The sequence below is a fragment of the Mammaliicoccus sp. P-M58 genome (assembly GCF_022386165.1).
GTDB classification, from domain to species: domain Bacteria; phylum Bacillota; class Bacilli; order Staphylococcales; family Staphylococcaceae; genus Mammaliicoccus; species Mammaliicoccus sciuri.
Map to the genome: position 1 here is coordinate 427,153 of NZ_JAJNJI010000001.1, position 23,301 is coordinate 450,453.

Below are 23,301 nucleotides of genomic sequence, written 5' to 3' on the forward strand. Positions count from 1 at the left end.
TTATGTCCCAGTCTCTTTTTTTAAGACTCTTGTTCAGATTTCTTTTCTTCAAAAGCTTCATCATTTTGTTCTGATATTTGTTCCATTTCTTTACCTAGTTCTTTAACATCTTCTAGGTCTTGAACCATTTCATTTTCTTCTTCTAGATTTTTATTCAAATTTCTCACCTTCTTATGAAAATTGAATTGAGAAGTAAGATCTAACGTCTTCAGGTAACCCTTGTGCCGCTTCATTATCTAATACAACTGTTACCATTCTATGTTGTTTTAATTTAGCGGATTCAACAGAACCATTTGCAGGTTCTTGATATAACTGACTTACTGCTTTAGCTTTTTCTTTACCAGTGACAAGTACGATAACTTCTCTTGCTGGGTGAATTGCTTGATCATAGTCTAATCCCGTTCTGCTATCTTCAGTTAAAGTGACAACATCTAACATCAATTTGTTTTTCTTTTTGTCAGTATTCACTTTTTCTTTAATAAATGCTTCAACATCACTACCGACATCAGTTTTTAATACTTGTTTAGCTGGGACACCTAATTCTGTGTAATAATCTTCTTTACCGTCAAAGTCTAAAATATGAATTTGACTGAAGTTCACAGGATTTTTCTTAACATCATCTAATAGTTCATCGAAAAATGATGTTTGTTCTGCTTCTAAATGAACACCGACAACTGAAGTGCTATCTGAATTAAATTGTTTGCGAACTACATCTGCAGCATATCGTGCAGCAATATCTTTTGTTTCAAATACTTTAAAGTTTAAAGCCATTTTGTCCACTCCTCATTTCAACTTGTCTATTTACAAAAATCATAACCTTTAGTCATTATCTATAATATACCCTTTTTTAATAGTAGTTAAAACATTTAATTCTGAATCAGCTATAACAAGATCGGCTTGTTTTCCAACTTTGATTGAGCCAATTCTATCATCAACTTTCAATCGAATAGCTTGATTTAAACTTGCAGTACGCCATGCTTCTTCAAGTGAAATATTTGCAAAGTCCATTAAATTTTTTAAGCCTTTATTCATAAGTAATATACTTCCTGCAAGTGAACCAGTTTCTAATCTTGCTTCGTTATTTTTAACAAATACATCTTGACCACCAAGATCGTATTTACCATCTTTCATTCCTTTTGCACGCATTGCATCTGTAATAATACAGAAATTCTCATTTCCTTTAGCCAGATATGCTAATTTCACTGCAGCAGGATGTGAATGAATGCCATCAACAATGACTTCTGTTGTTAATCTTTCATCAGTCAGAGCGGCACCAAATACGCCTGGTTCTCTATGTGTAAATGTTGTTTGTGCATTATATAAATGAGTAATATGCTTAAGACCATTTTGAACTGCTTTTTCAATACCATCGTAATCAGATACGGTATGTCCTGCTGAAAAAATAACATCTTCATGAAGTGCTTTAATAACTTCCTCTGCACCTTCAACTTCTGGCGCAATTGTCACTATTTTAATCGCACCATTTGATTTATCTTGAAAATCTTTAAATTTTTGTACTGTAGGTCTTGCAACAAATGCAGGATTTTGGGCACCAACTTTATGTTCTGAAATAAATGGGCCTTCTAAATGCACACCGAGTATTTCAGCACGTTTATCATCTATCGGTTTATAGTTTGCAACATTTTCTAATGCAGCACTGATGGCTTCAGTTGATTGCGTCATTGTTGTGGCTAAAAAGCTAGTCGTACCTTCAGATAATAATTTCTCAGACAATAAATTCAATGTTTCTGGTGTTGCATCCATTGCATCTTGGCCATAACCGCCATGAATATGTATATCAATAAATCCTGGAAGTACATGTTTACCATTCGCATCAATGGTTTGTAAAGTACCTGTATATTCCCCTTCTTGAATATCGTGAATACACCCATTACGCACTTCGATATAGCCATGATCAATTTTATATGTTTCAGTATAAATTTGTGCATTTTTCAAAATATAATTATCCATATCAATGTCTCCTTAAAAATGTATTTAATTATTGTCTTAATTCGTATATAATAAAGATAACATAACATTACGAGGGGGCTAATTAAATGAACACGCTATTAATCTGTATGGTTGGTGTAGCATTTATTACTGCGATGTTAACTGCTGGTCGCGATTCTAAAGACTACGGTCTTAAGGAAGAAGATTTAAACAAAGAACTTGAATCTTTAAAATCAAATAATAATTAATAACTGAGACCATATGGCCTCAGTTTTTTTATTTCTATGATAAATTAGGATAGTTTTGTTGTCTTAACGCTTCATAAATTAATATTGCAGCAGTATTAGATAAATTTAAAGATCTTACATTATCATTCATTGGAATTCTTAATGCTGTATCTTTATATTTTTCTTTAACCCAATCTGGAAGTCCTGTTGTTTCTCTACCAAATATAAAGTAATGATTTTCTTCAACATTACTGTAATCAAACTGAGTATGTGGTTGTGTACCAAACTTCGTTAGTAAGTAATAGTTGCCGCCTTCAGTCTTTTCGAAAAATTCTTCAATACTATCATAATAAACAATATTTACAAATTTCCAGTAATCTAAACCCGCTCTTCTTAACATTTTATCATCCGTACTAAAACCTAAAGGTCTAATTAAATGTAAAGTTGTATCTGTTGCTGCACAACTACGTGCAATATTTCCAGTATTCGCTGGAATTTCTGGTTGATATAAAACTACATGATTTGTCATAATTTATTTTCTCCTAATCTCTAATCCTTTTATCATTTCTTCTTGGACTTCTTCTATTTCACGTTCATAGTGTGACATAATGAATGGTCTTGCCTCTTCACCTTGTATTTGACCGATAGCCCAAAACGCAGTACCTCTTATCATTGGTCGCGGATCTGTTAACGCAACATCTTTTAAATCAGGTATTGCACTTTCTTCATTAAAGTGAGCAAGTGCGACAATAGCATTTCGTTGAATCGGCTTTTTACCTCTCCATGCTCCAGCTAAATGTCCATAAGTATTTTTAAATTCTTTATTAGACATTTTGAGTAGTGGTACAAGTCTAGGTTTTAGTACCTCAGGTTCTAATATAATGTCGTCATGTTCAGTATTAATACCTCTATTTCGTGGGCATACTTGTTGGCATGTGTCACATCCGTATAAACGATTCCCTATTTTATAGCGGTATTCATCTTTTAAATAACCTTTTGTTTGTGTTAAAAAGCTGATACATTTTTGACTATTTAATTGACCATTACCTACTAATGCACCTGTCGGACATCTATCAACACAAATGTTACAATCACCACAACTATCAATAACTGGATCATCAGGTTTAAATGGAATGCTGACTAACATTTCACCAAGATAACTCCAAGTACCTAGTTCTTCATTAATAATAAATCCATTTTTACCTGCAAATCCTAACCCAGCTCTTTCAGCTACTGAACGGTCAGACAAGACACCAGTATCGACCATTGATTTAATTTCTACATCAGGTACTTTTTCTTTTAGGAATAAACTGAGTTTATCAAGGCGATTTCTCATAATTGTATGATAATCTTGGCCCCATGAAGCACGCGCAAACATGCCTCTTCTATCTCCTCTAACACTTTTAGGAGCACCCTTTAATTTATTCGGATACCCTACAGCAATTGCTATAATTGAGCGAGCAGATGGTAATGATAATTTAGGGACTGTTCTTAACTCAATATCACTTTCTTCAAACCCAGAAGCATATCCTTTAGAATGATAATCTTCTAACTTTTTCTTTAATTCATCAAAAGGATCAGCAGTTGTAAATCCAATACTATCAATACCAATAGAATGTGCATAATCTATCACTTCTTGCTTCAATTGATCTAAATTCAAATTTATTCACCTCACTATCAAACATGCTAATACATTTTAACACATTTAATAAATAAATTTACGTTATTCGTATTAATTCAATTAAATAAGTATATAAAAAATTGCTATCATATACTCCATGGCAAATGGTATGACAATTCAGTATTTAGCTTGTTTGAGGTGGGGGCTGTTATGAACACTTCTGGCTAAACTTGTTCATAATGGGGTTCTTGTGAACACTTCTGCCCAAACTTGTTCATAACGAGGGTGTTAGTTACAAAACTCGGCCGAACTGTTACTATGGATAGCCATAATTACAAAAGTCCTGAGAAATGTAAACAAGACACTCGTTATTTGCACTTCTAACCCAATCTGCTAATAACGACACTCAGTATTTGCACTTCTAACCAAATCTGCTAATAAGCGAACAAAAAATCCGACAGTGCTCAAAAACGCTGTCGGATTTTTTAATTTATAATGTAATTGTTGTACCTATTTTATTTGAATGAGAACTTTTTAATAATGCATGGTCTGATGATCCTGAAATAATCTTGACGCTTTTACAGCCTTCTTTTATTGCAGAAATTGCGCCAGTAACTTTAGGGATCATACCTCCATATATTTCAGTTGTTTCTATATAATTATGAATATCATTTATACTTAAATGACTTTGTACTTCATCTTTAATCAGTACACCTGGAATATCACTTATTAAGAATAAGTCGCCTTCCATTTCACTCGCTATTTTATATGCAAGGCTATCTGCATTAATATTATATCTTTGACCAGTATTTCTATCGATACCAATTGGTGCGATAACGGGAATACTGTTCGAACATATATTAGCCAGTGTTTCTTTATTAACGGATGTACATTCTGCTACAAATCCATATTTAGTATCTAATGGTTTAATGTCAAATAGATTCATATCAATGCCATTTATACCTAATGCTAATGAGTCATGTTGATTAATTTGAAACACAACTTGTGGATTGACCTCACCTATCAAAGTACTTGAAGTTTGTAGTAACACTTCTTCATCAGTAACACGTAAGCCATCTACAAATTTACTTTCGATACCAATTTTAGTTAGTTGTTTATTAATAAACGGTCCACCACCATGGACGATGATTGGCATATAATTTTGACTTTTTAAAGTAAGTATATCTTCTATTATCGTTTGACTTAAGTTGCTTAATACACTTCCACCAATTTTAATGACTGCATAATTCACTTAATGACCTCCTATTAAGTTCTATATAATGCATTAATTTTTACGTAATCATAGCTCAAATCGCATCCGAAAGCGGTAGATGAATGCTGAGAATTTCCAACTTTTGCTTCTATTTCAATTGTATCTTGCTCCATCTTAGCTTTTAAATCTAACTCATCAAATGATACATTCATACCTTTACTGACTAATAAATGTCCACAAAGCCAAACGTCTACTTCGTTAGTATCTACAGTATGATCTGCATAACCAATTGAAGTTACGATTCTTCCAAAGTTTGGATCAGCACCGTGTATCGCTGTTTTCACTAAACTCGAACCAACAATTGTTTTAGCAATTGCACTATTTTGAGCTTTAGTCTTAGCACCTTTGACATTAACTTTGATTAGCTTCGTCGCACCTTCACCATCTCTTGCAATACTCTGAGCTAAATATTGACTCACATATTGGACAGCTTGAGCGAACTTCTCCCATTCTGGATGTGATTTAGCTAATGTATGTTGGCCACTTTCACCGTTAGCTAAAAGTATAACCATATCATTTGTACTTGTATCACCATCAACTGTAATCATATTAAACGTTTCATCAACAGATTCTTTTAATAAGTCATTCAAATCTTCAGAGTCAACATTTGCATCTGTAGTCATAAAGCCAAGCATTGTAGCCATATTTGGATGAATCATGCCTGATCCTTTACATGAACCGCCAATCGTAATAATTTCATCATCAATTTTAATTTGTACTGCTATATGTTTAGTCTCTTTATCAGTTGTTAAAATAGCTTCATTAAAATCAGAAGAATGCGCATTATTGAGAATATCAATATTATTCACACCATATTCAATTTTTTGCATAGGTAAAAATTCACCAATCAAGCCTGTAGATGCAATTGCGATTTGATGTTCAGGTAGTTGTAGTTTAGATGAAATCCATTTCTGAGTTTGCTTTGCATCATCCAAACCTCTTTGACCTGTACAAGCATTTGCGATGGCAGAATTAATAACAATTGCCGAAAGTTTGTGTTCAACATTAATACTTTCTTCAGTGACTTTTAATGGGGCTGCTTTAAAAGCATTTTGTGTATATACCGCTGCACAATTAGCTGGAACTGATGAATATAACCAACCAAAGTCTTTCTTTTCTCTACGTAAACCAACATGCATGCCGCCAGCAATGTATCCTTTAGGTGATGCGACATCACCTTCTTCTATAATGATCATTTCAGAGTCAATTAATTCTTCAGTCTTATCTAACATCAAATTCCTCCTATTCTATGGGTATATTGGTAATAAATTTAATCCTTCATCTTCATTAAATCCAAATAATCTATTCATGTTCTGAATTGCTTGACCACTTGCACCTTTAACGAGATTATCTATAACTGCAACGATAATAGCTTTTTGTCTGTCTTCATCAACATAAATACCTATATCGCAGTAATTACTGCCTAGAACTTCTTTTGTTGTAGGGAATTCGCCAAGGTCTCTTACACGAACAAATGGTTTGTCATCATATTTCTGTTTATATATTTGATGTAATGCTTCTTCACTTGTTTGATCTTTTAAATCTACATAAATAGTTGCCAATATACCTCTTGTCATAGGAACGAGATGAGGTGTGAATGTCACTTTTATGTCTGATTTCGAGACTTGTGATAAATACTGTTCAATTTCTGGTGTATGCTTATGGGATCCTAATTTATAAGCTGAAAAGTTTTCATTTACTTCGCCAAAATGAACATTTTGACTTAATGTTCTACCAGCACCTGAAACACCAGTTTTAGCGTCTATTATAATCGTGTCTTTATTAATTAAGTCACTTTCTAAAAGAGGGTGTAAAGATAAGAGTATTGCCGTTGGGAAACAACCCGGGTTTGCAATAATTTGTGTCGATAATCCATCCACATTTGACCACTCAGGCAAGCTATACACCGCTTCATCCAATACACTCTGAGGAGCTGGCTTTTCTCCGTAATATTTTTTATAAATTGTGGGGTCTTTTAACCTAAAGTCTCCAGATAAATCGATTACTTTAATACCACGTTCTATTAATTTAGGAATAAAATTCTTGCTCACATTTGAGGGGGTCGCAAAAAATATTAAATCACATTGCACTGTTTCTACATCTAAACTTGTGAATTGTTCAATAATATTATTTTGTAAATGTGGATATGTTTCCTTAATATCTTGACCAGATTTCGAATGTGAGAATACATATTTGATGTTCACTTCTTTATGCTGATTTAATAATCTCATCAATTCTATTGCACCGTATCCACTTCCACCGACTATACCTATATCTAACACGAAAACACCTCTTCTATTTTTAGTATTATAATACTTTAGATAAAAATTGTTTCGTTCTTTCGTTTTGAGGATTATCAAATATTTGTTCAGGTGTACCTTCTTCTTGAACAATACCTTCATCCATAAAAATCACATGGTCGCTGACATTTTTAGCAAATCCCATTTCATGTGTTACAACGACCATTGTCATACCTTCTTTGGCTAAATCTTTCATAACACTTAATACTTCACCAACAACTTCCGGGTCTAATGCTGATGTTGGTTCATCAAATAAAATAACTGCTGGGTTCATCGCTAACGCACGAGCAATCGCTACACGTTGCTTTTGTCCACCTGATAATTTAGAAGGATAAACATCTGCTTTATCTTCTAGACCAACTTTTTGAAGTAATTGTTTAGCTTGATCTTCTAATTCGGATTTTTGTCCTTTTTTCAAAGTTAAAGGTGTTAGTGTAATATTTTCGATTACTTTTTTATGTGGAAAAAGATTAAAACCTTGGAAAACCATGCCCATTTTTTGTCTTAATTGATCCAACTTTGCACCTTTAGTATTTGTTAAATCATTATTTTCAAATACAATCTGTCCAGAGGAAGGTTCTTCTAATAAATTCAAACATCTAAGAAGCGTACTTTTACCACTACCAGAAGGGCCGATAATCGCAACAACTTCCCCTTTTTCAATATTTAAATTAATACCTTTTAATACTTCATTTTTACCAAATGATTTGTGTAAATCGTTAACTTTAATCACTTACACTAAACCTCCTTTCAGCAAAGTACATCACTCTAGATAACGTAAACGTTAAGATAAAGTACAATACTGCTGCTACTAATAATGGTGTAAATGGATCAAATGATGCCCCTTGAACAACTTGAGCATTAAACATCAATTCACTTACGCCGATAACAGAAACTATAGAAGATTCTTTAATTACTGTTACAAATTCATTACCTAATGCAGGTAAAATATTTTTAATTGCTTGTGGCAAGATAACTTTAGTCATTGCTTGCGATTTATTTAATCCTAATGATCTAGCCGCTTCCATTTGGCCATTATCTACTGCGTTAATACCAGCTCTAATAATTTCTGCAATATATGCACTACAGTTAATGATGAGTGCGATAATACCACAAATTAATGCTGATAAATCTAATCCAAGTACTGCTGTTGTACCGAAATAAACTAAAAATACTTGAACAAGTAATGGTGTGCCTCTTATAAATTCAATGTAAACTGAAGCAATCGATTTAAATATTTTACTATTACTTAATTTCATAAGTGCTAAGAAGCAACCAATTAATGCCCCAGCTACTACACCTAAGAATGATAATAATATCGTATAACCTACACCATGTAAGAAATATGAACCATATTTACTGAAGAAAGAACCATCATCGAACATCGCTTCAGTTGCTTTATCTTGATAGTCTTTAATCAAATTATTGTCACGAACTTCTTTAACACTCTTATTAACTCTCTTCATTAATTCAGGTGAATTTTTCGGTAATGCAATAGCTGTTGTCTTGTCTGCATCTGAAAATGTTACATCTGAATATGTTAAATTAGGATTCTTCTCTAGGTACGCATCAGCAACTGGCCCTTCAATAATCATGCCATCTACTTTTCCAGAATTAAGTGACATAATAACTTCCGGTACTCTCGTTAATGAGCTAACTTGAGATTCTGGCATTTCTGTTTTTGCCAATTCTTCTTGAGTCGTTTGCTTTTGTACACCGACCATTTTTCCTTTAAAATCATCAATCGTTTTTAATTTGTCTTTATCTTTTTTCTGTATAATCATTCTCTGATTAACTTCCATATAATCATCAGAAAAATCAACTTGTTTCTTTCTCTCAGGAGTTGGAGCCATACCAGAAATAATCATATCGATTTTTCCAGTTTTTAAAGCACCTAGTAAACTATCAAATTGCATATTCACAATCTTAAGTTTAATATCATTGTCTTTTGCAATTTTTTTAGCAAGTTCTATATCTATCCCAGCATATTCACGTTCACCATCTTTAGTGTGCTCAAACTCATAAGGTGCATAATCTGCTGATAATCCTACTCTTAACTCGCCTCGTTCTTTAGCTTTTTCCCATTGATCAGTTTCTGCAGCTTGTGACTTTATGGGGGCTAAATAAGGAATTGTAAGTAGTAAACAAATTGTTGCTATAACTACTTTAGTAAATACATTTCTTTTCAAATTCGTTACCTCCTGAATTAATAATATTCATTATTATACGCATTTATGAAATTTTATGCAATAGCTTTTTATAAAAAAAGTATGAACGAACGTTCATTCATACTCTACTTAGTTGAACTTCATTTTCACTGTATCCAGTTGTGATAACTTCAAGTGCACTTTCCAATGAAATTTGAACCATATTTTGTACGGCTGTATGCGTATAAAATGCAATATGAGGTGAAATTAATACATCGTCACGTGACATCAATTCTTTTAAAGTAGGATCTTCAATTTCTTTGTCTGTATAATCATATGAGAAATATGCAAACTCATTTTCATATACATCTAAAGCGACACTATGTAATTTACCGCTATTTAATGCTTGAATGACATCAATAGTCTTCACTGTCGCACCTCTAGCTGTATTCACTAAATATGCACCATTTTTCATATAGTTAATCGTTTCTTCATTAATAATGTGTGTCGTTTCTTCATTTGCTGGAACATGTAATGTGATTAAATCGGCTTTAGATAATCCTTCTTGTAAACTTTGTACATATTCAATATCGCTTAACGACTGGTCATAAGGGTCATACCCGATAACTTCCGCACCAAATCCTTTAAATAATCGTGCTGACACTTTACCTATTCTACCAACACCTATAACCAGTACCGTCATATTTCTTAGTTCTTTAGCGATAACTGTTTCATCCCAAGTAAAATCTTGATGTGCTAGTTTTTTATTTATTTTATTAATGTTTCTTATTAATTCTAAAGCTCTACAAACTGCAAATTCCGCAATAGCATTTGGACTGTATGAAGGAATATTTGTAATTTTTATATCATGTTTAGCAGCTTCAGCTAAATTAAACATATCAAACCCAGCAGCACGACCAGCAATTTGTTTAATACCTACATCTTTAAGCGCTTCATATATTCTGTCATCAAACTTAAATAACTGTTGAGTACTCACACCATCAAAAGATGATAAAGTATGTACATTGTCTAAAGTTAAATCCTCTTCTGTGCATTCAATTTCATGACCATTATTTTGACCCCATTGATATGCATAAGGCTTTTCATCTTCTCTTATATTAAATAATTTAAATCGCATAACACGTACTTCCTTTCCACAATAAAATAAATAATGATTAATTCTACAACACTTTATGAAAACAAACAATCTCTTTTTCATAATATTCTTACAATTAAAAGTGTAGGTATGCAGTGTGGTTAATAACACAACTAACAAGAAGTGTTATTAATAGAGTCCTTGTGAACAGTTTTGTCTAAACTTGTTCGTAACTAGGGTCTTGTGAACACTTCTTGCCAAACTTGTTTATAACGGGGTTGTTAATTACAAAAGTCAGCTGAAGTGTTACTATGGACAGCCTTAATTACAAAACTAATGAGAATTGTAATTACTGATCTCCTTATTTGCACCTCTTGCCAAAACTGCTTTTAACGACACCAGTATTTGCACTTCTCGCCAAACTTGCTAATAACGGCACCAGTATTCAGACAAATTTAAAGGCTGAGACATTTTTCTTGTCTCAGCCTTTTCTTCATTCTAATTATTTTCTTTAAATAAAAACATTTCTTGATTGTATTTTGGAAGTATTTTTAAACAAACTTTATGTACGATATATGCAAATACAAACGGTATGACGAAATATGCTACGCCTAGTATTAATATATTTAAGAATACTGATCCTTCCATAAATTTCAATGCATTTGCTGGTCCAACAAACCCTGTATATCCAAATCCTGTAGACATTGGTGTACCTTTTATCCCTACGAAATAAGTGAGTAATCCACTCATTAGTCCATTTATGATTAATGGTACTGCGATGATAGGATTTTTGAAATATACTGGAATCATCATTTTAGCAGCACCGATTATAAGTACGATATTGATACCTTTTTCGTTTACTTTCCATGAACCCATTAAGAAAGTCACACATGCTGCTACAATACCCATATTGCCAGCTCCTGAACTTAAACCGTTTAAACCGACCGCAGTAGCTATTGCGACAACTGAAATTGGCGTTACCATTAATAATGCATATGTAATCGCGATCAATATACACATCATTAGAGGATTCAATGTAGAAAATTGTTCTATTAATTTGCCTATTCCTTTAGTTACATTACTAACATATGGAAGTGTCAGCATACCTATAAATCCACTGACAACTGAAATAATAATTGGCATAATCAACATATCTAAAGAACCAAATTTACCTTTTAATTTAATCATCAAATAACAACTGATAATTAACACAACGATTAAATTGACGACATCCCCTATACTCACAAATATAAATTGACCATTTTGTATTTTCACAGCGCCTGAACCTATTAATCCCGCAGCGCCAATCATAACTGCATCAGTAGCTTGGAATTTAAATTGATGTGCTACAACGATTCCTATAATAAAACTCATCGCAAACTGCATGAGTAATAATGCTTGATTAAACATTTCTAATAGCGGATGAAACTGTGATAAATAACTAAATAACACACCTAGTATGGCATTAGGTATTAATGCTATAACAATACCTACACCTATACCATTTAAAATATTAGAGAAAAATTCCTTTACTGTGAAATGTTTATCCATAAAAAGCCTCCTGAAATCATATGTATTAATGATATATGACTTTATTTTCATAGACAATGCTATTTTTACTATTTTACTTTACTTTGGTATATATTAATGTAATAGTTTAAATAACAACGTTGTTATAGGAGGCTATTTACATGTTTAATATGATTTCACAAGATAAAAATACAATTGTAATCAGTGACAAGCAAAACGAGCATTTCTTTACAATCCGCATATTAGAAGATTACTTAATCAATATTAAATCTTCTACAGAGAAAGAGATCACTTTACCAACTTGGACCATTACACCTGGAGACACTGACTTACCGTTTGAAGGTCTCTCTAGATACGATCAATCTAACTTTTCATGTCTTCAATATGAAATTTCAGAAGAGCAACACCATATTATAATTAAGACAAAGTTATTAAAACTCGTCATTGATAAAGAAGATTTCTATTGTAGTTGGTATGATTTAAGTTCATCTGACAAAGAAATTAAAATCATGCAAGACCGTAAGACAGGCAGTTATCATCATCAAATATCAAAAAATCATCCGACTTGTCATTATTTAAATAGAGATAAAAATGAAATGTATTTTGGACTCGGAGAAAAAAGTGGAAAAGTGAATAAACATGGCAGACGATTCAGAATGAAGAATATAGATGCTATGGGTTATAATGCTGAAACGACTGATCCTCTTTATAAACATATTCCTTATTATCTCACATACAAAACTGATGAAAATATATCATTTGGTATCTTCTACGATGATTATCAAGACTCTATTGTAGACCTTGGACAAGAGTTAGATAATTATCACGGTCATTATAGATATTATGAAACTAAGTCAGATTTTCTTGATTATTACGTTATTGCCGGTCCGACTATTCAACAAGTAACGACGCGTTTTAGTCATTTAACAGGTAGACCAACACTGATGCCTGAATGGAGTTTGTCATATTCTGGCTCAACAATGCAATATACAGATTTACCAAATTCAGATGAAAGACTGTTATCTTTTCTAGATCAGTGTAACTCACATAATATAACGATTAGATCTTTCCACCTTTCATCAGGTTATACATCTATTCAAAATAAGAGATACGTTTTTAATTGGAATTACGATAAATTTAAAGACCCAAAATCTTTAGGTAAAGTTTATACAGATAAAAATGTAGAATTAGTAGCGAATATTAAACCTACCCTACTTACAGATCATCCTTTACTAGATGAAGTATTATCCATAGATGGATTTATTAAAGATATGAATGGCAAACCGCTTCTTGTACAATTTTGGGATGAAAAAGGATACTACTTAGACTTTACAAATAAAGACACTATTAAATGGTGGCAATCAAAAATAGAACAACAATTATTATCTAATCATGTCAATTGCACATGGAATGATAATAACGAATTCGAAATTTGGGATGATAAAGCTCTAGTAAATGGTTTCGGAAATGAATCAAAATTCCAAGATTATAAAGCAATTATGCCTATATTAATGATGAAAGCATCAAGAGAAATTCAACAACAATATCATAAAGAAGAATATCCTTATATCATTAGTAGATCTGGTGCAGCAGGTATGAGTAAATATGTTCAAACTTGGACAGGTGATAACTATACGAGTTGGCATACATTAAAATATAATAATGCTATGGCAATTGGTTTAAGTCTATCTGGTGTTTATAATTTCGGACATGATATTGGCGGTTTTTCTGGAGATAAACCAGAAGCAGAATTATTTTTAAGATGGGTACAATGTGGTGCTTATTATCCGAGATTTTCAATCCACTCCTGGAATGATGATGGTACTGTAAATGAACCTTGGATGCATCAAGAAGTATTATCTGAAGTTAAACAAGCCATGCACTTCCATGAAAAGCTTAAACCATATCTTCAGTCATTAGTTTTACAGGCACATGAATCGTATGAACCAATTATTAGACCTACTTTTTACCAATTTGAAAGTGATATAAATACTTTTGAAGAAAATAATGAATTTATGTTAGGTGAGCATATGTTAATTGCCCCTATCGTAGAAAAAGCTCAACAAGAAAGAACAGTCTATTTACCTAACAACAACAAGGGTTGGATTGATTTTCATAGCGGCGAACAATTTAAAGATGGTCAAACAATAACCGTAAAAACGACTTTACAACATATTCCAACATTTGTAGTAAAAGGCGCAACGATAACAGTTTATCAAGATGATTTAAAAACAATTGAAAATCTAAAGTTCTAAATGTAAAAGAACCTAAGACGATGCTGTCTTAGGTTCTTAATTATTATATAGCATCTTCGCCTTCGATATTATATAGAGACACGGCGTTATTAAAGCAAATATCCTTAATGATTTCAATAAGAATTTCATCATCATCAATGATTTCTCCTCTTTCCACACGTTTACCAATCATTTCACATAAAATTCTTCTAAAATATTCATGTCTTGTATATGATAATAAGCTTCTTGAATCAGTTAACATACCAACGAAAGTAGATAATAATCCAACATTTGCGTATTCTACTAAATGTTGTTCCATACCTTCTTTAGTATCATTGAACCACCATGCAGCACCAAGCTGCACTTTGACTTTATCCGAAGTAAAGTTTCCAGCTGTAGCTTGCACCATTAAGTGATCATTAGCATTATTAGGATAAATGATTGTATCTGATAATGCATCATTTTGACTTAAATGATCTAAAAATCTATTTAAATCAGTAGAACTGAGCATATCACCTACACTATCAAATCCAGCATCTGCCCCAACTTTTTCAAACAGTAATGTATTATTATTTCTCACTGGTCCAAGATGAAACTGTACAATCCAATTATATTTTTTATACGTTTTACTTACTTCAGTTAAAATATATCCAGATAATCTACTTAAATCTTCCTCATCTAAGTCTTCACCATGTTTAATTTCTTCAAAATACTGTTCAGCTTGGTCTCTAGTTACATCCACTTTAAGTACTTTAGCAAAGCTTTGATCAGAACTTCTTGCGCCATTTTGATGGAAGTATTCAATTCGTTCATTGAGCGCATTAATATATTCTTCCAAATGATTTATTTTTGATTCTGTAGCATTTTCTAATTGTTTAATAGTTGCTTCTGCATTATCTTTCGTTAAAGCGATATAACGATCCGGTCTAAATGTTGGTAATACTTTAACATCAAATGACTTATCTTCACGAAGTAATTGATGATATTTCAAATCATCACACGGATCATCAGTTGTACAAATGATTTGGACGTTGCTTCTTTCTATTAATTTTCTTGGAAGAAATTCTGGTTGTTGTAAACTATCATTTAACTGATTATATAATTGATCTTTATCAATTTTATTCAAATTTTCATTGATGTTGAAATACCTTGCTAACTCTAAATGACACCAGTGATACATCGGATTCATAATACTTTTTGGCAATAAACTTATAAAAGCATCGAATTTATCTTTGTCGGATTTATCTCCTGTAATATACGACTCATTTATTCCAAATGCGCGCATTAAACGCCATTTATAATGATCATGTTTTAGCCAAACTTCAGTAATCGTATTAAAAGGTTTATTCTCATAGATTTCTTTTGGATCAAGATGACAATGAAAATCAAAAATTGGTATATCTTTAGCTATATTGTATAAAGCCTGCCCTTTTTCAGATTGAACAATAAAATTTTCTTTAATTAAACTCATAAATACTCACCTTTCCTATAGCCCAAGTAATTTTGGTAAGAATAACGATAATTGTGGTACGAACGTAATTAATAACAATAGAATAATTAAAATAATAAAGTATGGTATTAATGTCTTAATGACACTTTCAATTCGAACATTTGTAACACTACTACCAACAAATAACGCACTACCTACTGGCGGTGTTATATTACCAATACATAAGTTAAATGCAATCACAATACCGAAGTGAATTGGGTCTAAACCGATACTATCTGCAATTGGTAAGAAAATTGGTGTGAATATAAGTACGGCTGGCGTTATGTCCATAAATGTACCAACAATCAGTAAAATTAAATTCATTAACAGTAATAATAAAATAGGATTTTCAGTTAATGATAATATGCCGCCAGAAATTGCTTCTGGTAATCCTGTAAAACTCATAACGAGTGAGAATAATGCAGATGCTGTAATTAAGAATAAAATCATACCTGTAATTTCAACCGTTTCTATAATAATCGCAGGTATATCTTTTATTTTTAAATTTTTATAGATAAGCGACAGTATAAATGCATATAGAACTGCGACGGCTGCACCCTCTGTTGCTGTGAATATTCCAGCTACAATACCACCGATTACGATAATAATTAATAGTAAACTTGGAATGGCATCTAAAGTTAAAAATAATTTATCTTTCCAACTCACTTTTTCAGAAACTGGATAGCCATGTTTTTTTGCTAAAAAGTAAGCAACAACCATACAACCTAGACCCCATAGGATTCCAGGAACGTAACCAGCAATGAATAATGCAGCAATTGATGTTCCACCACTTACAAGTGAATAGACTATCAACAATGAACTTGGTGGAATTAATAATCCTGAAGGGGCTGATGCAATATTAGCAGCTGCAGAATATGATTTTTTATAACCTTGTGTTGTTTCCATCGGTGTCATGATTCTACCCATTGCTGCAGCAGCTGCAACACTTGATCCTGAAATCGAACCAAACAACATATTCCCTACAATATTCGTATGTGCTAAAGAACCAGGTAATCTACCTACTAATACTTTCGCAAAGTTAATTAATCGAAATGCAATACCACCGTTATTCATCAATATTCCAGCAAGTACAAATAGCGGAATGGCAAGCATTGTAAAGTTATCAATACCCGTTATCATTCTTTGAGCAGCCGTAAGTATTGTGACATCAAACGGGAAAATAAGTATTAACGTTAATAATGAACTTAAAATAATTGAAATAGCGATTGGAATACCAAAAGCTAAAAATACGGCTAAAGATACAAATAATACGATTCCAGCAATTGTCGTCATTACACTTCACCGCCTTCATCATTTTCAGGTAACTCATTTGTTATAATGCCTCGTATTGAATAAAAAGCAATAAAGAGTCCTGAAATTGGTAATGCACCATACATTAATGCCATTGATACACCAGTTGATGGCGCTATTTGAGTCCATGTAAGGGCAACAATTTTAATACCACCAAAAATCATCAAAATTAAAGCAACTAATAAAATAATGATATTCGTCAGCCTTTCTATAAATAGCTGGGCTTTAAGTGGAAACTTTTCTCTAATAAATAAAATCGCGATATGCTTTTTCTTACCAAATACATATGCTGCACTTAATAATGCAAACCAAATTAACAAGAAACGAATGATTTCTTCACTTGTCGTACTTGGCGTGTTTAATATATATCTTGTTATCACTTGCCAAACTGATAAAATGACCATTACTGTTACCAATACACCTGACACAGAAAGCAAAGTTTTATCGATATAATGTGTTAATTTATTCATTTTGTTCTGCCTCCTTAATCAATTTGTATTGTTTTTCAGTTCCTTTATTATTTTTAAATTCTTCTTGTAAAGGTTTTACAGCTTTTTTGAAAGAAGTTTTATCTACATCATGAAACTTAACATTCATATCTTCTTTAGCTGTTTTAATTGCCTCTTTAATGGCTTTATCCCAGATGACTTCATGCTTTTCAGTAGATGATCTTGCTGCGCTTTTTATCCATCCTTTTTCTTCTTTCGATAAATCATTGTATGCATCCTTGTTCATAATTAAAATATCAGGAACGATAGCATGCTCAGTATTATAATAATTTTTTGCAACTTCTCCATGTTTATTGTCAGTCAATGCTGTTTCATTATTCTCAGCCGCATCAATAACACCAGATTGAAGTGCTGTGTAAACTTCACCAAAAGCCATTGGTGTTGGTGTACCACCTAATGATTTAATAAGTTCAACACTTGTTTTACTAGGTTGAACACGTGTTTTTAAACCATGTAAATCTTTATTCGTCTTTATTTCTCTATCTTTTGTATAAATATTTCTTAATCCTGCGTCATAGTAAGTAATACCTACAAACCCGTTGTCTTTTGTCGTATTAAAGAATGAATTTTGTACTTCAGGTTTTTTCATAATAGAACGGAAACTATCTTGAGATTCAAATAGATATGGCATACTAAATAAAGAATACGACTCAGAAAAACTTTCAAGTGCACTTGCTGACACTTTTGTAAATTGAATAGCATTTGTTTGTGTCATCTCAATTGCTTCCCGTTCACTTCCAAGTTGTCCGTTCGCATATATTTTAATCTTTAATTTACCATGAGATTTTTTTTCTACTTCTTTTTTAAATTCTTCTAAAGATTTATGTACTGGATGTGTTGTTGATTGATTGTGTGCTAATGTTAAAGTCTTAACATCTTTATCTTGTGCGTCACTTTGTTGACATCCATACAAAGCAGTGAATACGCTTACAATTAACAGTAAAATTTTTTTCATCTCTCATCCCCCATTAATTCTAAAAAAGTAATCAATTTGATTACATCTTTAATTCTTATTGATAAGTATAAATGAAATGAAACAAAATAACAACGTTGTTATTTATAGAAATTGTGTGCTTATGGTATAATATAGAAAATAATATTTAAAGGAGACTCCCATGGCTGTAACATTAAAAGACATAGCAAATGCCTGTGGTGTTAGTTATTCAACAGTAAGTAAAGCTTTAAAAAATTCTCCTTTAGTTACTGCTGAAACAACAGAGCGCATACAGCAAAAGGCAAAAGAAATGAATTATATTCCCAATAATTCCGCTCGCTCTTTAGTCTCAAACAAGAGCCAAACAATTGGACTCATTTGGCCATCAGTAGACAGAGTTGCAGTTTCAACTCTTGTTTCAGAAATCAATAACTTTTTAAAGAATACTGGATATTTTATGTCAGTATCAATCGATGATGTGGAAACTGCTGCACATAAATTTTTAGAATTACGTTTTGATGGCATCATCGTATTTGATGAAGGTGAAGCTTCTACCCTACCAAGTATCATTAGTTCAAATATCCCAGTAGTAGCTTATGGTACAGACCGAGAGCTCGAATATCCTATTGTAAATGTAAATCATAAACAAGCAATGATTCTTTCTTTAGATGATTTAATGCAAAATAATATAACAAATATTTGCTATATTGGTGATCTCAACACCGATGATATTCGACAAATTATAAAGAAAGAAACTTTTGAAAGGTATTGTAAAGAGCACAATCTTGAATATAATATGATTGATTCAAAAGGACTATCTGCTGAAGATACATTTTTTGCATTAAAGTCATATTTAACCAATCATAAGTTGCCAAAAGGTATCATTTGCGGAAGTTACGATATTACTTTAGGACTCGTGCACACTTTAAAAGATTCACTAGATCAACATATTGTATACTCATACGACAATGTACCTCAATTTGACCATATGGATACTGTGATTCATTCAGTCGGTGTCCCTACTAAGAAAATTGCTGAAACATTAGTTTATATCCTTATCAATGCAATTGAATATAAGGAAAATCAAACAGATGTCTATCATCTTGAGCCTGAATTAGTAAAGCGGAAATAAAGACAAAAAAATGACTACAATTTTGTAGTCATTTTTTTACTATTGTTCCTTGATGGAATCTCATCTTCCACTCAGATTGTTTTCTAATCCATAATGTACTCCGTTTAGTTGTTATATGATCAGTTTTATTGTTTAATTCATAAGTCGTTAGTACATTACCTTTTTGGATTTTTTCAACTATAAAATCCGAAATCTCATAATCAAATGTATGTAAAGTGCCCTCTTCAATATCACGTTTATAAATCATTCTGCCAGACTTACCTATTTCTTTAAAATCATCATCAAGTAAATTTAAGATATACGACTTATCCTTTCTATTACTAGCATCCAAATGTGCACATTCTAATTCATAAAATTGCTGTTTAATAAATTACACCTACTTTATCTTTGTAAATATAGTTTCACTTATATGCTAAAATAATAACATAGTAATAAGTATAATCGAGGGGGTATGCAAATGACAAATTTAAAAGAAGTAGCTAAACGAGCTGGCGTTTCACCAAGTACCGTATCACGAGTAATTAACAACCACCCTTATGTTAATGAAGAAAAAAGACAAAAAGTACTTGATACTATAGAAGAATTAAATTATATACCAAATATCAATGCAATTCATTTAAAAAAAGGCAAAACAAATTTAATAGGTGTCGTTTTGCCATTCTCTAATCACCCCTACTTTTCACAGTTATTACAAGGTATTTCTGAAGAAGCGATTAAATCAAACAAAAAAATTGTTTTGTTCCAAACTGCCTACGATACTGATCAAGAAATTGACGCTTTGGAAATGCTAAAATTAAAACAAATAGACGCACTTATTATATGTTCAAGGAATATTTCATTAAATATAGTTGAACAGTACATAGAGTATGGTCCAATTTCTATATTCGAAAATATTTCAAACTCTAAATTTAGAACTACATATATTGATCACTATAATGCCTTCAAACAAGCATTAAATCATCTATACAATAATGGACATAGACATATTGCATGTGCCATAAATAGAAGAAATAGCACTAGTTCAATTTTAAGAATACAAGCATATAAAGACTTTTGCAGTGAGAATTCTATAACTTACAATGATCAAGATATATATGAGAATTTTGTATTATTAGAAGATGGTCAAAGACTCGCACAGGAAATTGAAAATAAAGAAAATACACCAACAGCAATTGTTGTTTCTGGAGATAACACAGCTGCTGGATTGTTTATTAGTTTAAATGAAGAAAAGAAGAAAAACATATCTATCATTGGGTTTGAAAATCATAAAATATCTAAGTTGCTGAACCTTACTACAATAGAGATTCCCCTCTTTCAAATTGGTAAAAGTTTGTTTAATCAACTATATGAAGATAAACTGAATAACTATTTATTTGAAACAAAACTTATTAAAAGAAACTCAGTATTTAAATTAAACCATTGACATGAAATGCATTTCATAGATTATCCTTTAATCAATCACAAAAATTAGGGGGTAATTAAAATGAACAAACAAAAAGTTGGTATTGATGGTTGTAATATTACTTCAGAAATTTATGTAGAAATACTTCAACACACTACTAATATTGATATTGTCGCTTGTACTGATGAGAGCCTATCAAAAGCAATTAGTATGAAAAACAAATATGATATCCCTCAAGTAATGACAAGAAGTAAAATGTATAAAGATAAGAAAATTGATTATATTATTAAACTTTAAAAGAACAAAAAAAGTCTTAAGCTAATAGCTTAAGACTTTTTTCATTAATTATATATACCGGTGGTCGGGTTCGAACCGACACGTCCTCAACGGACACGGGATTTTGAGTCCCGCGTGTCTGCCAATTCCACCACACCGGCTTAATAAAAATCCTACAAAAAAATCTTCCCAATGGAAGAAATAAATGGAGCGGAAGATAGGACTTACACCTATATCTCATTCCGGGAAGGAATGTATTCTAAGAGTTGAAATACTCCCGCATTTTAATAAATAACAGTATTAATAATAATAATGGAGCGGAAGATAGGACTTGCACCTATATCTCATTCCGGGAAGGAATGTATTCTAAAAGTTGAAATACTCCCGCAAAGTTATTAATGGAGGCGGCAACCGGATTTGAACCGGTGAATAGAGGTTTTGCAGACCTCGGCCTTACCACTTGGCTATGCCGCCAGACTACTGGGCTAGCTGGATTCGAACCAGCGAGTGACGGAGTCAAAGTCCGTTGCCTTACCGCTTGGCTATAGCCCATTAATATAAAATAAGGGCGGCTGATGGGAATCGAACCCACGAGTGTCGGAACCACAATCCGATGCGTTAACCACTTCGCCACAGCCGCCATGGCAGGGGCAGTAGGAATCGAACCCACACCAAAGGTTTTGGAGACCTCTATTCTACCGTTGAACTATGCCCCTATTAAATTAAAATAATAATGGTGGAGGGGGGCAGATTCGAACTGCCGAACCCGAAGGAGCGGATTTACAGTCCGCCGCGTTTAGCCACTTCGCTACCCCTCCGTTAGATGGTGCCGGCCAGAGGACTTGAACCCCCAACCTACTGATTACAAGTCAGTTGCTCTACCAGTTGAGCTAGGCCGGCAAAAAGTTAAAAGATGGCTCAGGACGGAATCGAACCGCCGACACAAGGATTTTCAGTCCTTTGCTCTACCGACTGAGCTACTGAGCCATACATTAATTTTTAAAAATGGCGGTCCCGACGGGAATCGAACCCGCGATCTCCTGCGTGACAGGCAGGCATGTTAACCGCTACACCACGGGACCATCATTAAAGCTATTGCGGGAGGCGGATTTGAACCACCGACCTTCGGGTTATGAGCCCGACGAGCTACCGAACTGCTCCATCCCGCGATAATAATATTAAGTTACAAATATAATGGCGGAGGAAGAGGGATTCGAACCCCCGCGAGCCGTTAAGCCCCTGTCGGTTTTCAAGACCGATCCCTTCAGCCGGACTTGGGTATTCCTCCAATATATAAGTATGGACCTTGCAGGACTCGAACCTGCGACCCAACGGTTATGAGCCGTTTGCTCTGACCAACTGAGCTAAAGGTCCAAAATTTAAAATATGTATTCATATTGAAAATTTTAATGGCGGCGGAGGGGATCGAACCCCCGACCTCACGGGTATGAACCGTACGCTCTAGCCAGCTGAGCTACGCCGCCATAATGATATTATTTTTAAATGGTGGAGACTAGCGGGATCGAACCGCTGACCTCCTGCGTGCAAAGCAGGCGCTCTCCCATCTGAGCTAAGCCCCCATTTAATATGTAAATTTTTAAAGAGTCGGGAAGACAGGATTCGAACCTGCGACCCCTTGGTCCCAAACCAAGTGCTCTACCAAGCTGAGCTACTTCCCGTAACCAAAATGGTCATTACGCGCCCGAGAGGAGTCGAACCCCTAGCCTCTTGATCCGTAGTCAAACGCTCTATCCAATTGAGCTACGGGCGCATATTAATATGGTGCCGAGGACCGGAATCGAACCGGTACGGTAATCACTTACCGCAGGATTTTAAGTCCTGTGCGTCTGCCAGTTCCGCCACCCCGGCA

The 23,301-nt window shown here is 33.2% G+C and carries 22 protein-coding genes and 18 tRNA genes; 5 read left to right on the forward strand and 35 right to left on the reverse strand.

The features are described from left to right. Positions 1–20: 20 nt before the first annotated feature. The 3 genes from LQ694_RS02140 to nagA are packed head-to-tail and all read right to left on the reverse strand — an operon-like array spanning position 21 to position 1,971. The gene (locus LQ694_RS02140) at positions 21–233 is read right to left on the reverse strand and encodes an SAS053 family DNA gyrase inhibitor (RefSeq protein WP_370688581.1); all 213 of its coding nucleotides are present in this window, start codon (positions 231–233) and stop codon (positions 21–23) included. After that, a complete protein-coding gene (locus tag LQ694_RS02145; protein ID WP_025904800.1) occupies positions 172–771 on the reverse strand; it encodes a 6-phosphogluconolactonase in 600 nt (199 codons plus the stop codon). Before LQ694_RS02145 ends, LQ694_RS02140 begins: the two co-directional genes overlap by 62 nt. 48 nt (positions 772–819) lie before the next feature. After that, positions 820–1,971, reverse strand: coding sequence for an N-acetylglucosamine-6-phosphate deacetylase (nagA, locus tag LQ694_RS02150; protein ID WP_096791767.1), 1,152 nt, complete (start codon positions 1,969–1,971; stop codon positions 820–822). Between the two features lie 86 nt (positions 1,972–2,057). Between nagA and LQ694_RS02155 the strand changes: the two genes are divergently transcribed. Continuing rightward, entirely contained in the window at positions 2,058–2,198 is a 141-nt protein-coding gene (locus LQ694_RS02155) for a hypothetical protein (protein WP_162841915.1), read from the forward strand. Positions 2,199–2,232: 34 nt separating this feature from the next. On the opposite strand, the gene trmL is transcribed toward LQ694_RS02155, so the two are convergent. The 9 genes from trmL to LQ694_RS02200 all read right to left on the reverse strand — a co-directional run bounded on the left by trmL (position 2,233) and on the right by LQ694_RS02200 (position 12,165). Then, the gene (trmL, locus tag LQ694_RS02160) at positions 2,233–2,706 is read right to left on the reverse strand and encodes a tRNA (uridine(34)/cytosine(34)/5-carboxymethylaminomethyluridine(34)-2'-O)-methyltransferase TrmL (RefSeq protein WP_025904798.1); all 474 of its coding nucleotides are present in this window, start codon (positions 2,704–2,706) and stop codon (positions 2,233–2,235) included. Between the two features lie 3 nt (positions 2,707–2,709). Continuing rightward, positions 2,710–3,837: a tRNA epoxyqueuosine(34) reductase QueG gene (queG, locus tag LQ694_RS02165; RefSeq protein WP_048539836.1), complete on the reverse strand. Its 1,128-nt coding sequence runs from the start codon at positions 3,835–3,837 to the stop codon at positions 2,710–2,712. Between the two features lie 451 nt (positions 3,838–4,288). Next, entirely contained in the window at positions 4,289–5,050 is a 762-nt protein-coding gene (argB, locus tag LQ694_RS02170) for an acetylglutamate kinase (protein WP_049320866.1), read from the reverse strand. 14 nt (positions 5,051–5,064) lie between these two features. Continuing rightward, complete coding sequence (argJ, locus tag LQ694_RS02175; protein ID WP_218697378.1) at positions 5,065–6,303, reverse strand: bifunctional glutamate N-acetyltransferase/amino-acid acetyltransferase ArgJ; 1,239 nt, start codon at positions 6,301–6,303, stop codon at positions 5,065–5,067. A gap of 15 nt (positions 6,304–6,318) precedes the next feature. Further along, entirely contained in the window at positions 6,319–7,353 is a 1,035-nt protein-coding gene (argC, locus tag LQ694_RS02180) for an N-acetyl-gamma-glutamyl-phosphate reductase (protein WP_218697377.1), read from the reverse strand. Positions 7,354–7,378: 25 nt separating this feature from the next. Continuing rightward, positions 7,379–8,104: an amino acid ABC transporter ATP-binding protein gene (locus tag LQ694_RS02185; RefSeq protein WP_048539832.1), complete on the reverse strand. Its 726-nt coding sequence runs from the start codon at positions 8,102–8,104 to the stop codon at positions 7,379–7,381. Beyond that, positions 8,097–9,560, reverse strand: coding sequence for an ABC transporter substrate-binding protein/permease (locus LQ694_RS02190; RefSeq protein WP_070368830.1), 1,464 nt, complete (start codon positions 9,558–9,560; stop codon positions 8,097–8,099). The genes LQ694_RS02185 and LQ694_RS02190 overlap by 8 nt, the downstream gene beginning before the upstream one ends. 97 nt (positions 9,561–9,657) lie before the next feature. Next, positions 9,658–10,656: a D-2-hydroxyacid dehydrogenase gene (locus LQ694_RS02195; RefSeq protein ID WP_065381356.1), complete on the reverse strand. Its 999-nt coding sequence runs from the start codon at positions 10,654–10,656 to the stop codon at positions 9,658–9,660. 456 nt (positions 10,657–11,112) lie between these two features. After that, the gene (locus LQ694_RS02200; protein WP_058612568.1) at positions 11,113–12,165 is read right to left on the reverse strand and encodes a PTS sugar transporter subunit IIC; all 1,053 of its coding nucleotides are present in this window, start codon (positions 12,163–12,165) and stop codon (positions 11,113–11,115) included. 140 nt (positions 12,166–12,305) lie between these two features. Between LQ694_RS02200 and LQ694_RS02205 the strand changes: the two genes are divergently transcribed. Beyond that, positions 12,306–14,399 (forward strand): glycoside hydrolase family 31 protein, encoded by a 2,094-nt coding sequence (locus tag LQ694_RS02205; RefSeq protein WP_231493093.1) that lies wholly within the window; start codon positions 12,306–12,308, stop codon positions 14,397–14,399. A 43-nt stretch (positions 14,400–14,442) separates the two neighbouring features. Here the strand turns inward: LQ694_RS02205 and uxaC are convergent, their stop codons facing one another. Genes uxaC through LQ694_RS02225 form a run of 4 tightly spaced genes read right to left on the reverse strand, consistent with a single transcriptional unit; the run spans position 14,443 to position 18,642 of the window. Continuing rightward, the gene (uxaC, locus tag LQ694_RS02210; RefSeq protein WP_065381358.1) at positions 14,443–15,849 is read right to left on the reverse strand and encodes a glucuronate isomerase; all 1,407 of its coding nucleotides are present in this window, start codon (positions 15,847–15,849) and stop codon (positions 14,443–14,445) included. Positions 15,850–15,864: 15 nt separating this feature from the next. Next, on the reverse strand, positions 15,865–17,160 hold the full coding sequence (locus LQ694_RS02215; RefSeq protein WP_239771801.1) for a TRAP transporter large permease: 1,296 nt from the start codon (positions 17,158–17,160) through the stop codon (positions 15,865–15,867). After that, positions 17,160–17,648 carry a TRAP transporter small permease gene (locus tag LQ694_RS02220; RefSeq protein ID WP_096791759.1) on the reverse strand — a complete coding sequence of 163 codons (489 nt, stop codon included), beginning with the start codon at positions 17,646–17,648 and terminating at the stop codon, positions 17,160–17,162. Before LQ694_RS02220 ends, LQ694_RS02215 begins: the two co-directional genes overlap by 1 nt. Then, positions 17,641–18,642: a TRAP transporter substrate-binding protein gene (locus LQ694_RS02225; protein ID WP_218697375.1), complete on the reverse strand. Its 1,002-nt coding sequence runs from the start codon at positions 18,640–18,642 to the stop codon at positions 17,641–17,643. The genes LQ694_RS02220 and LQ694_RS02225 overlap by 8 nt, the downstream gene beginning before the upstream one ends. A gap of 160 nt (positions 18,643–18,802) precedes the next feature. On the opposite strand from LQ694_RS02225, the gene LQ694_RS02230 reads away from it, so the two are divergent. Next, complete coding sequence (locus LQ694_RS02230) at positions 18,803–19,753, forward strand: LacI family DNA-binding transcriptional regulator (protein ID WP_218697374.1); 951 nt, start codon at positions 18,803–18,805, stop codon at positions 19,751–19,753. Positions 19,754–19,781: 28 nt separating this feature from the next. Here the strand turns inward: LQ694_RS02230 and LQ694_RS02235 are convergent, their stop codons facing one another. Beyond that, a complete protein-coding gene (locus tag LQ694_RS02235) occupies positions 19,782–20,120 on the reverse strand; it encodes a nuclear transport factor 2 family protein (protein WP_325167125.1) in 339 nt (112 codons plus the stop codon). A gap of 90 nt (positions 20,121–20,210) precedes the next feature. On the opposite strand from LQ694_RS02235, the gene LQ694_RS02240 reads away from it, so the two are divergent. Together LQ694_RS02240 and LQ694_RS02245 are read left to right on the forward strand one after the other, a co-directional pair. Beyond that, a complete protein-coding gene (locus tag LQ694_RS02240; protein WP_159314937.1) occupies positions 20,211–21,176 on the forward strand; it encodes a LacI family DNA-binding transcriptional regulator in 966 nt (321 codons plus the stop codon). Between the two features lie 60 nt (positions 21,177–21,236). Continuing rightward, positions 21,237–21,452: a hypothetical protein gene (locus tag LQ694_RS02245; RefSeq protein WP_065381363.1), complete on the forward strand. Its 216-nt coding sequence runs from the start codon at positions 21,237–21,239 to the stop codon at positions 21,450–21,452. 55 nt (positions 21,453–21,507) lie between these two features. On the opposite strand, the gene LQ694_RS02250 is transcribed toward LQ694_RS02245, so the two are convergent. The 18 genes from LQ694_RS02250 to LQ694_RS02335 form a co-directional block, all read right to left on the reverse strand. Continuing rightward, positions 21,508–21,592, reverse strand: a tRNA-Leu gene (locus tag LQ694_RS02250). Between the two features lie 152 nt (positions 21,593–21,744). Further along, positions 21,745–21,819: transfer RNA gene (locus LQ694_RS02255), tRNA-Gly, on the reverse strand. Positions 21,820–21,830: 11 nt separating this feature from the next. Further along, positions 21,831–21,905, reverse strand: a tRNA-Cys gene (locus LQ694_RS02260). A gap of 6 nt (positions 21,906–21,911) precedes the next feature. After that, positions 21,912–21,983 (reverse strand) — tRNA-Gln (locus LQ694_RS02265). Positions 21,984–21,998: 15 nt separating this feature from the next. Further along, a tRNA-His gene (locus LQ694_RS02270) sits at positions 21,999–22,071 on the reverse strand. 2 nt (positions 22,072–22,073) lie between these two features. Then, positions 22,074–22,147: transfer RNA gene (locus tag LQ694_RS02275), tRNA-Trp, on the reverse strand. 18 nt (positions 22,148–22,165) lie between these two features. Continuing rightward, a tRNA-Tyr gene (locus LQ694_RS02280) sits at positions 22,166–22,249 on the reverse strand. Positions 22,250–22,255: 6 nt separating this feature from the next. Further along, positions 22,256–22,331: transfer RNA gene (locus LQ694_RS02285), tRNA-Thr, on the reverse strand. 14 nt (positions 22,332–22,345) lie between these two features. Continuing rightward, positions 22,346–22,418 (reverse strand) — tRNA-Phe (locus tag LQ694_RS02290). A gap of 19 nt (positions 22,419–22,437) precedes the next feature. Next, positions 22,438–22,513: transfer RNA gene (locus tag LQ694_RS02295), tRNA-Asp, on the reverse strand. A gap of 13 nt (positions 22,514–22,526) precedes the next feature. Continuing rightward, positions 22,527–22,600, reverse strand: a tRNA-Met gene (locus LQ694_RS02300). A gap of 26 nt (positions 22,601–22,626) precedes the next feature. Next, positions 22,627–22,719: transfer RNA gene (locus LQ694_RS02305), tRNA-Ser, on the reverse strand. 12 nt (positions 22,720–22,731) lie between these two features. After that, positions 22,732–22,805: transfer RNA gene (locus tag LQ694_RS02310), tRNA-Ile, on the reverse strand. Between the two features lie 36 nt (positions 22,806–22,841). Next, positions 22,842–22,915, reverse strand: a tRNA-Met gene (locus tag LQ694_RS02315). 20 nt (positions 22,916–22,935) lie between these two features. Continuing rightward, positions 22,936–23,011: transfer RNA gene (locus LQ694_RS02320), tRNA-Ala, on the reverse strand. 25 nt (positions 23,012–23,036) lie between these two features. Next, positions 23,037–23,110, reverse strand: a tRNA-Pro gene (locus LQ694_RS02325). Between the two features lie 18 nt (positions 23,111–23,128). Further along, positions 23,129–23,202, reverse strand: a tRNA-Arg gene (locus tag LQ694_RS02330). A gap of 9 nt (positions 23,203–23,211) precedes the next feature. Further along, positions 23,212–23,300: transfer RNA gene (locus LQ694_RS02335), tRNA-Leu, on the reverse strand. Position 23,301: the final 1 nt, after the last annotated feature.

Bases quoted from the DNA above. Each gene is read 5' to 3' on its own strand.
- LQ694_RS02140 (WP_370688581.1), bottom strand. From the start codon at position 233: ATGAAGCGGCACAAGGGTTACCTGAAGACGTTAGATCTTACTTCTCAA.
- LQ694_RS02145 (WP_025904800.1), bottom strand. From the start codon at position 771: ATGGCTTTAAACTTTAAAGTATTTGAAACAAAAGATATTGCTGCACGA.
- nagA (WP_096791767.1), bottom strand. From the start codon at position 1,971: ATGGATAATTATATTTTGAAAAATGCACAAATTTATACTGAAACATAT.
- LQ694_RS02155 (WP_162841915.1), top strand. From the start codon at position 2,058: ATGAACACGCTATTAATCTGTATGGTTGGTGTAGCATTTATTACTGCG.
- trmL (WP_025904798.1), bottom strand. From the start codon at position 2,706: ATGACAAATCATGTAGTTTTATATCAACCAGAAATTCCAGCGAATACT.
- argJ (WP_218697378.1), bottom strand. From the start codon at position 6,303: ATGTTAGATAAGACTGAAGAATTAATTGACTCTGAAATGATCATTATA.
- LQ694_RS02195 (WP_065381356.1), bottom strand. From the start codon at position 10,656: ATGCGATTTAAATTATTTAATATAAGAGAAGATGAAAAGCCTTATGCA.
- LQ694_RS02200 (WP_058612568.1), bottom strand. From the start codon at position 12,165: ATGGATAAACATTTCACAGTAAAGGAATTTTTCTCTAATATTTTAAAT.
- LQ694_RS02205 (WP_231493093.1), top strand. From the start codon at position 12,306: ATGTTTAATATGATTTCACAAGATAAAAATACAATTGTAATCAGTGAC.
- uxaC (WP_065381358.1), bottom strand. From the start codon at position 15,849: ATGAGTTTAATTAAAGAAAATTTTATTGTTCAATCTGAAAAAGGGCAG.
- LQ694_RS02215 (WP_239771801.1), bottom strand. From the start codon at position 17,160: ATGACGACAATTGCTGGAATCGTATTATTTGTATCTTTAGCCGTATTT.
- LQ694_RS02220 (WP_096791759.1), bottom strand. From the start codon at position 17,648: ATGAATAAATTAACACATTATATCGATAAAACTTTGCTTTCTGTGTCA.
- LQ694_RS02225 (WP_218697375.1), bottom strand. From the start codon at position 18,642: ATGAAAAAAATTTTACTGTTAATTGTAAGCGTATTCACTGCTTTGTAT.
- LQ694_RS02230 (WP_218697374.1), top strand. From the start codon at position 18,803: ATGGCTGTAACATTAAAAGACATAGCAAATGCCTGTGGTGTTAGTTAT.
- LQ694_RS02240 (WP_159314937.1), top strand. From the start codon at position 20,211: ATGACAAATTTAAAAGAAGTAGCTAAACGAGCTGGCGTTTCACCAAGT.
- LQ694_RS02245 (WP_065381363.1), top strand. From the start codon at position 21,237: ATGAACAAACAAAAAGTTGGTATTGATGGTTGTAATATTACTTCAGAA.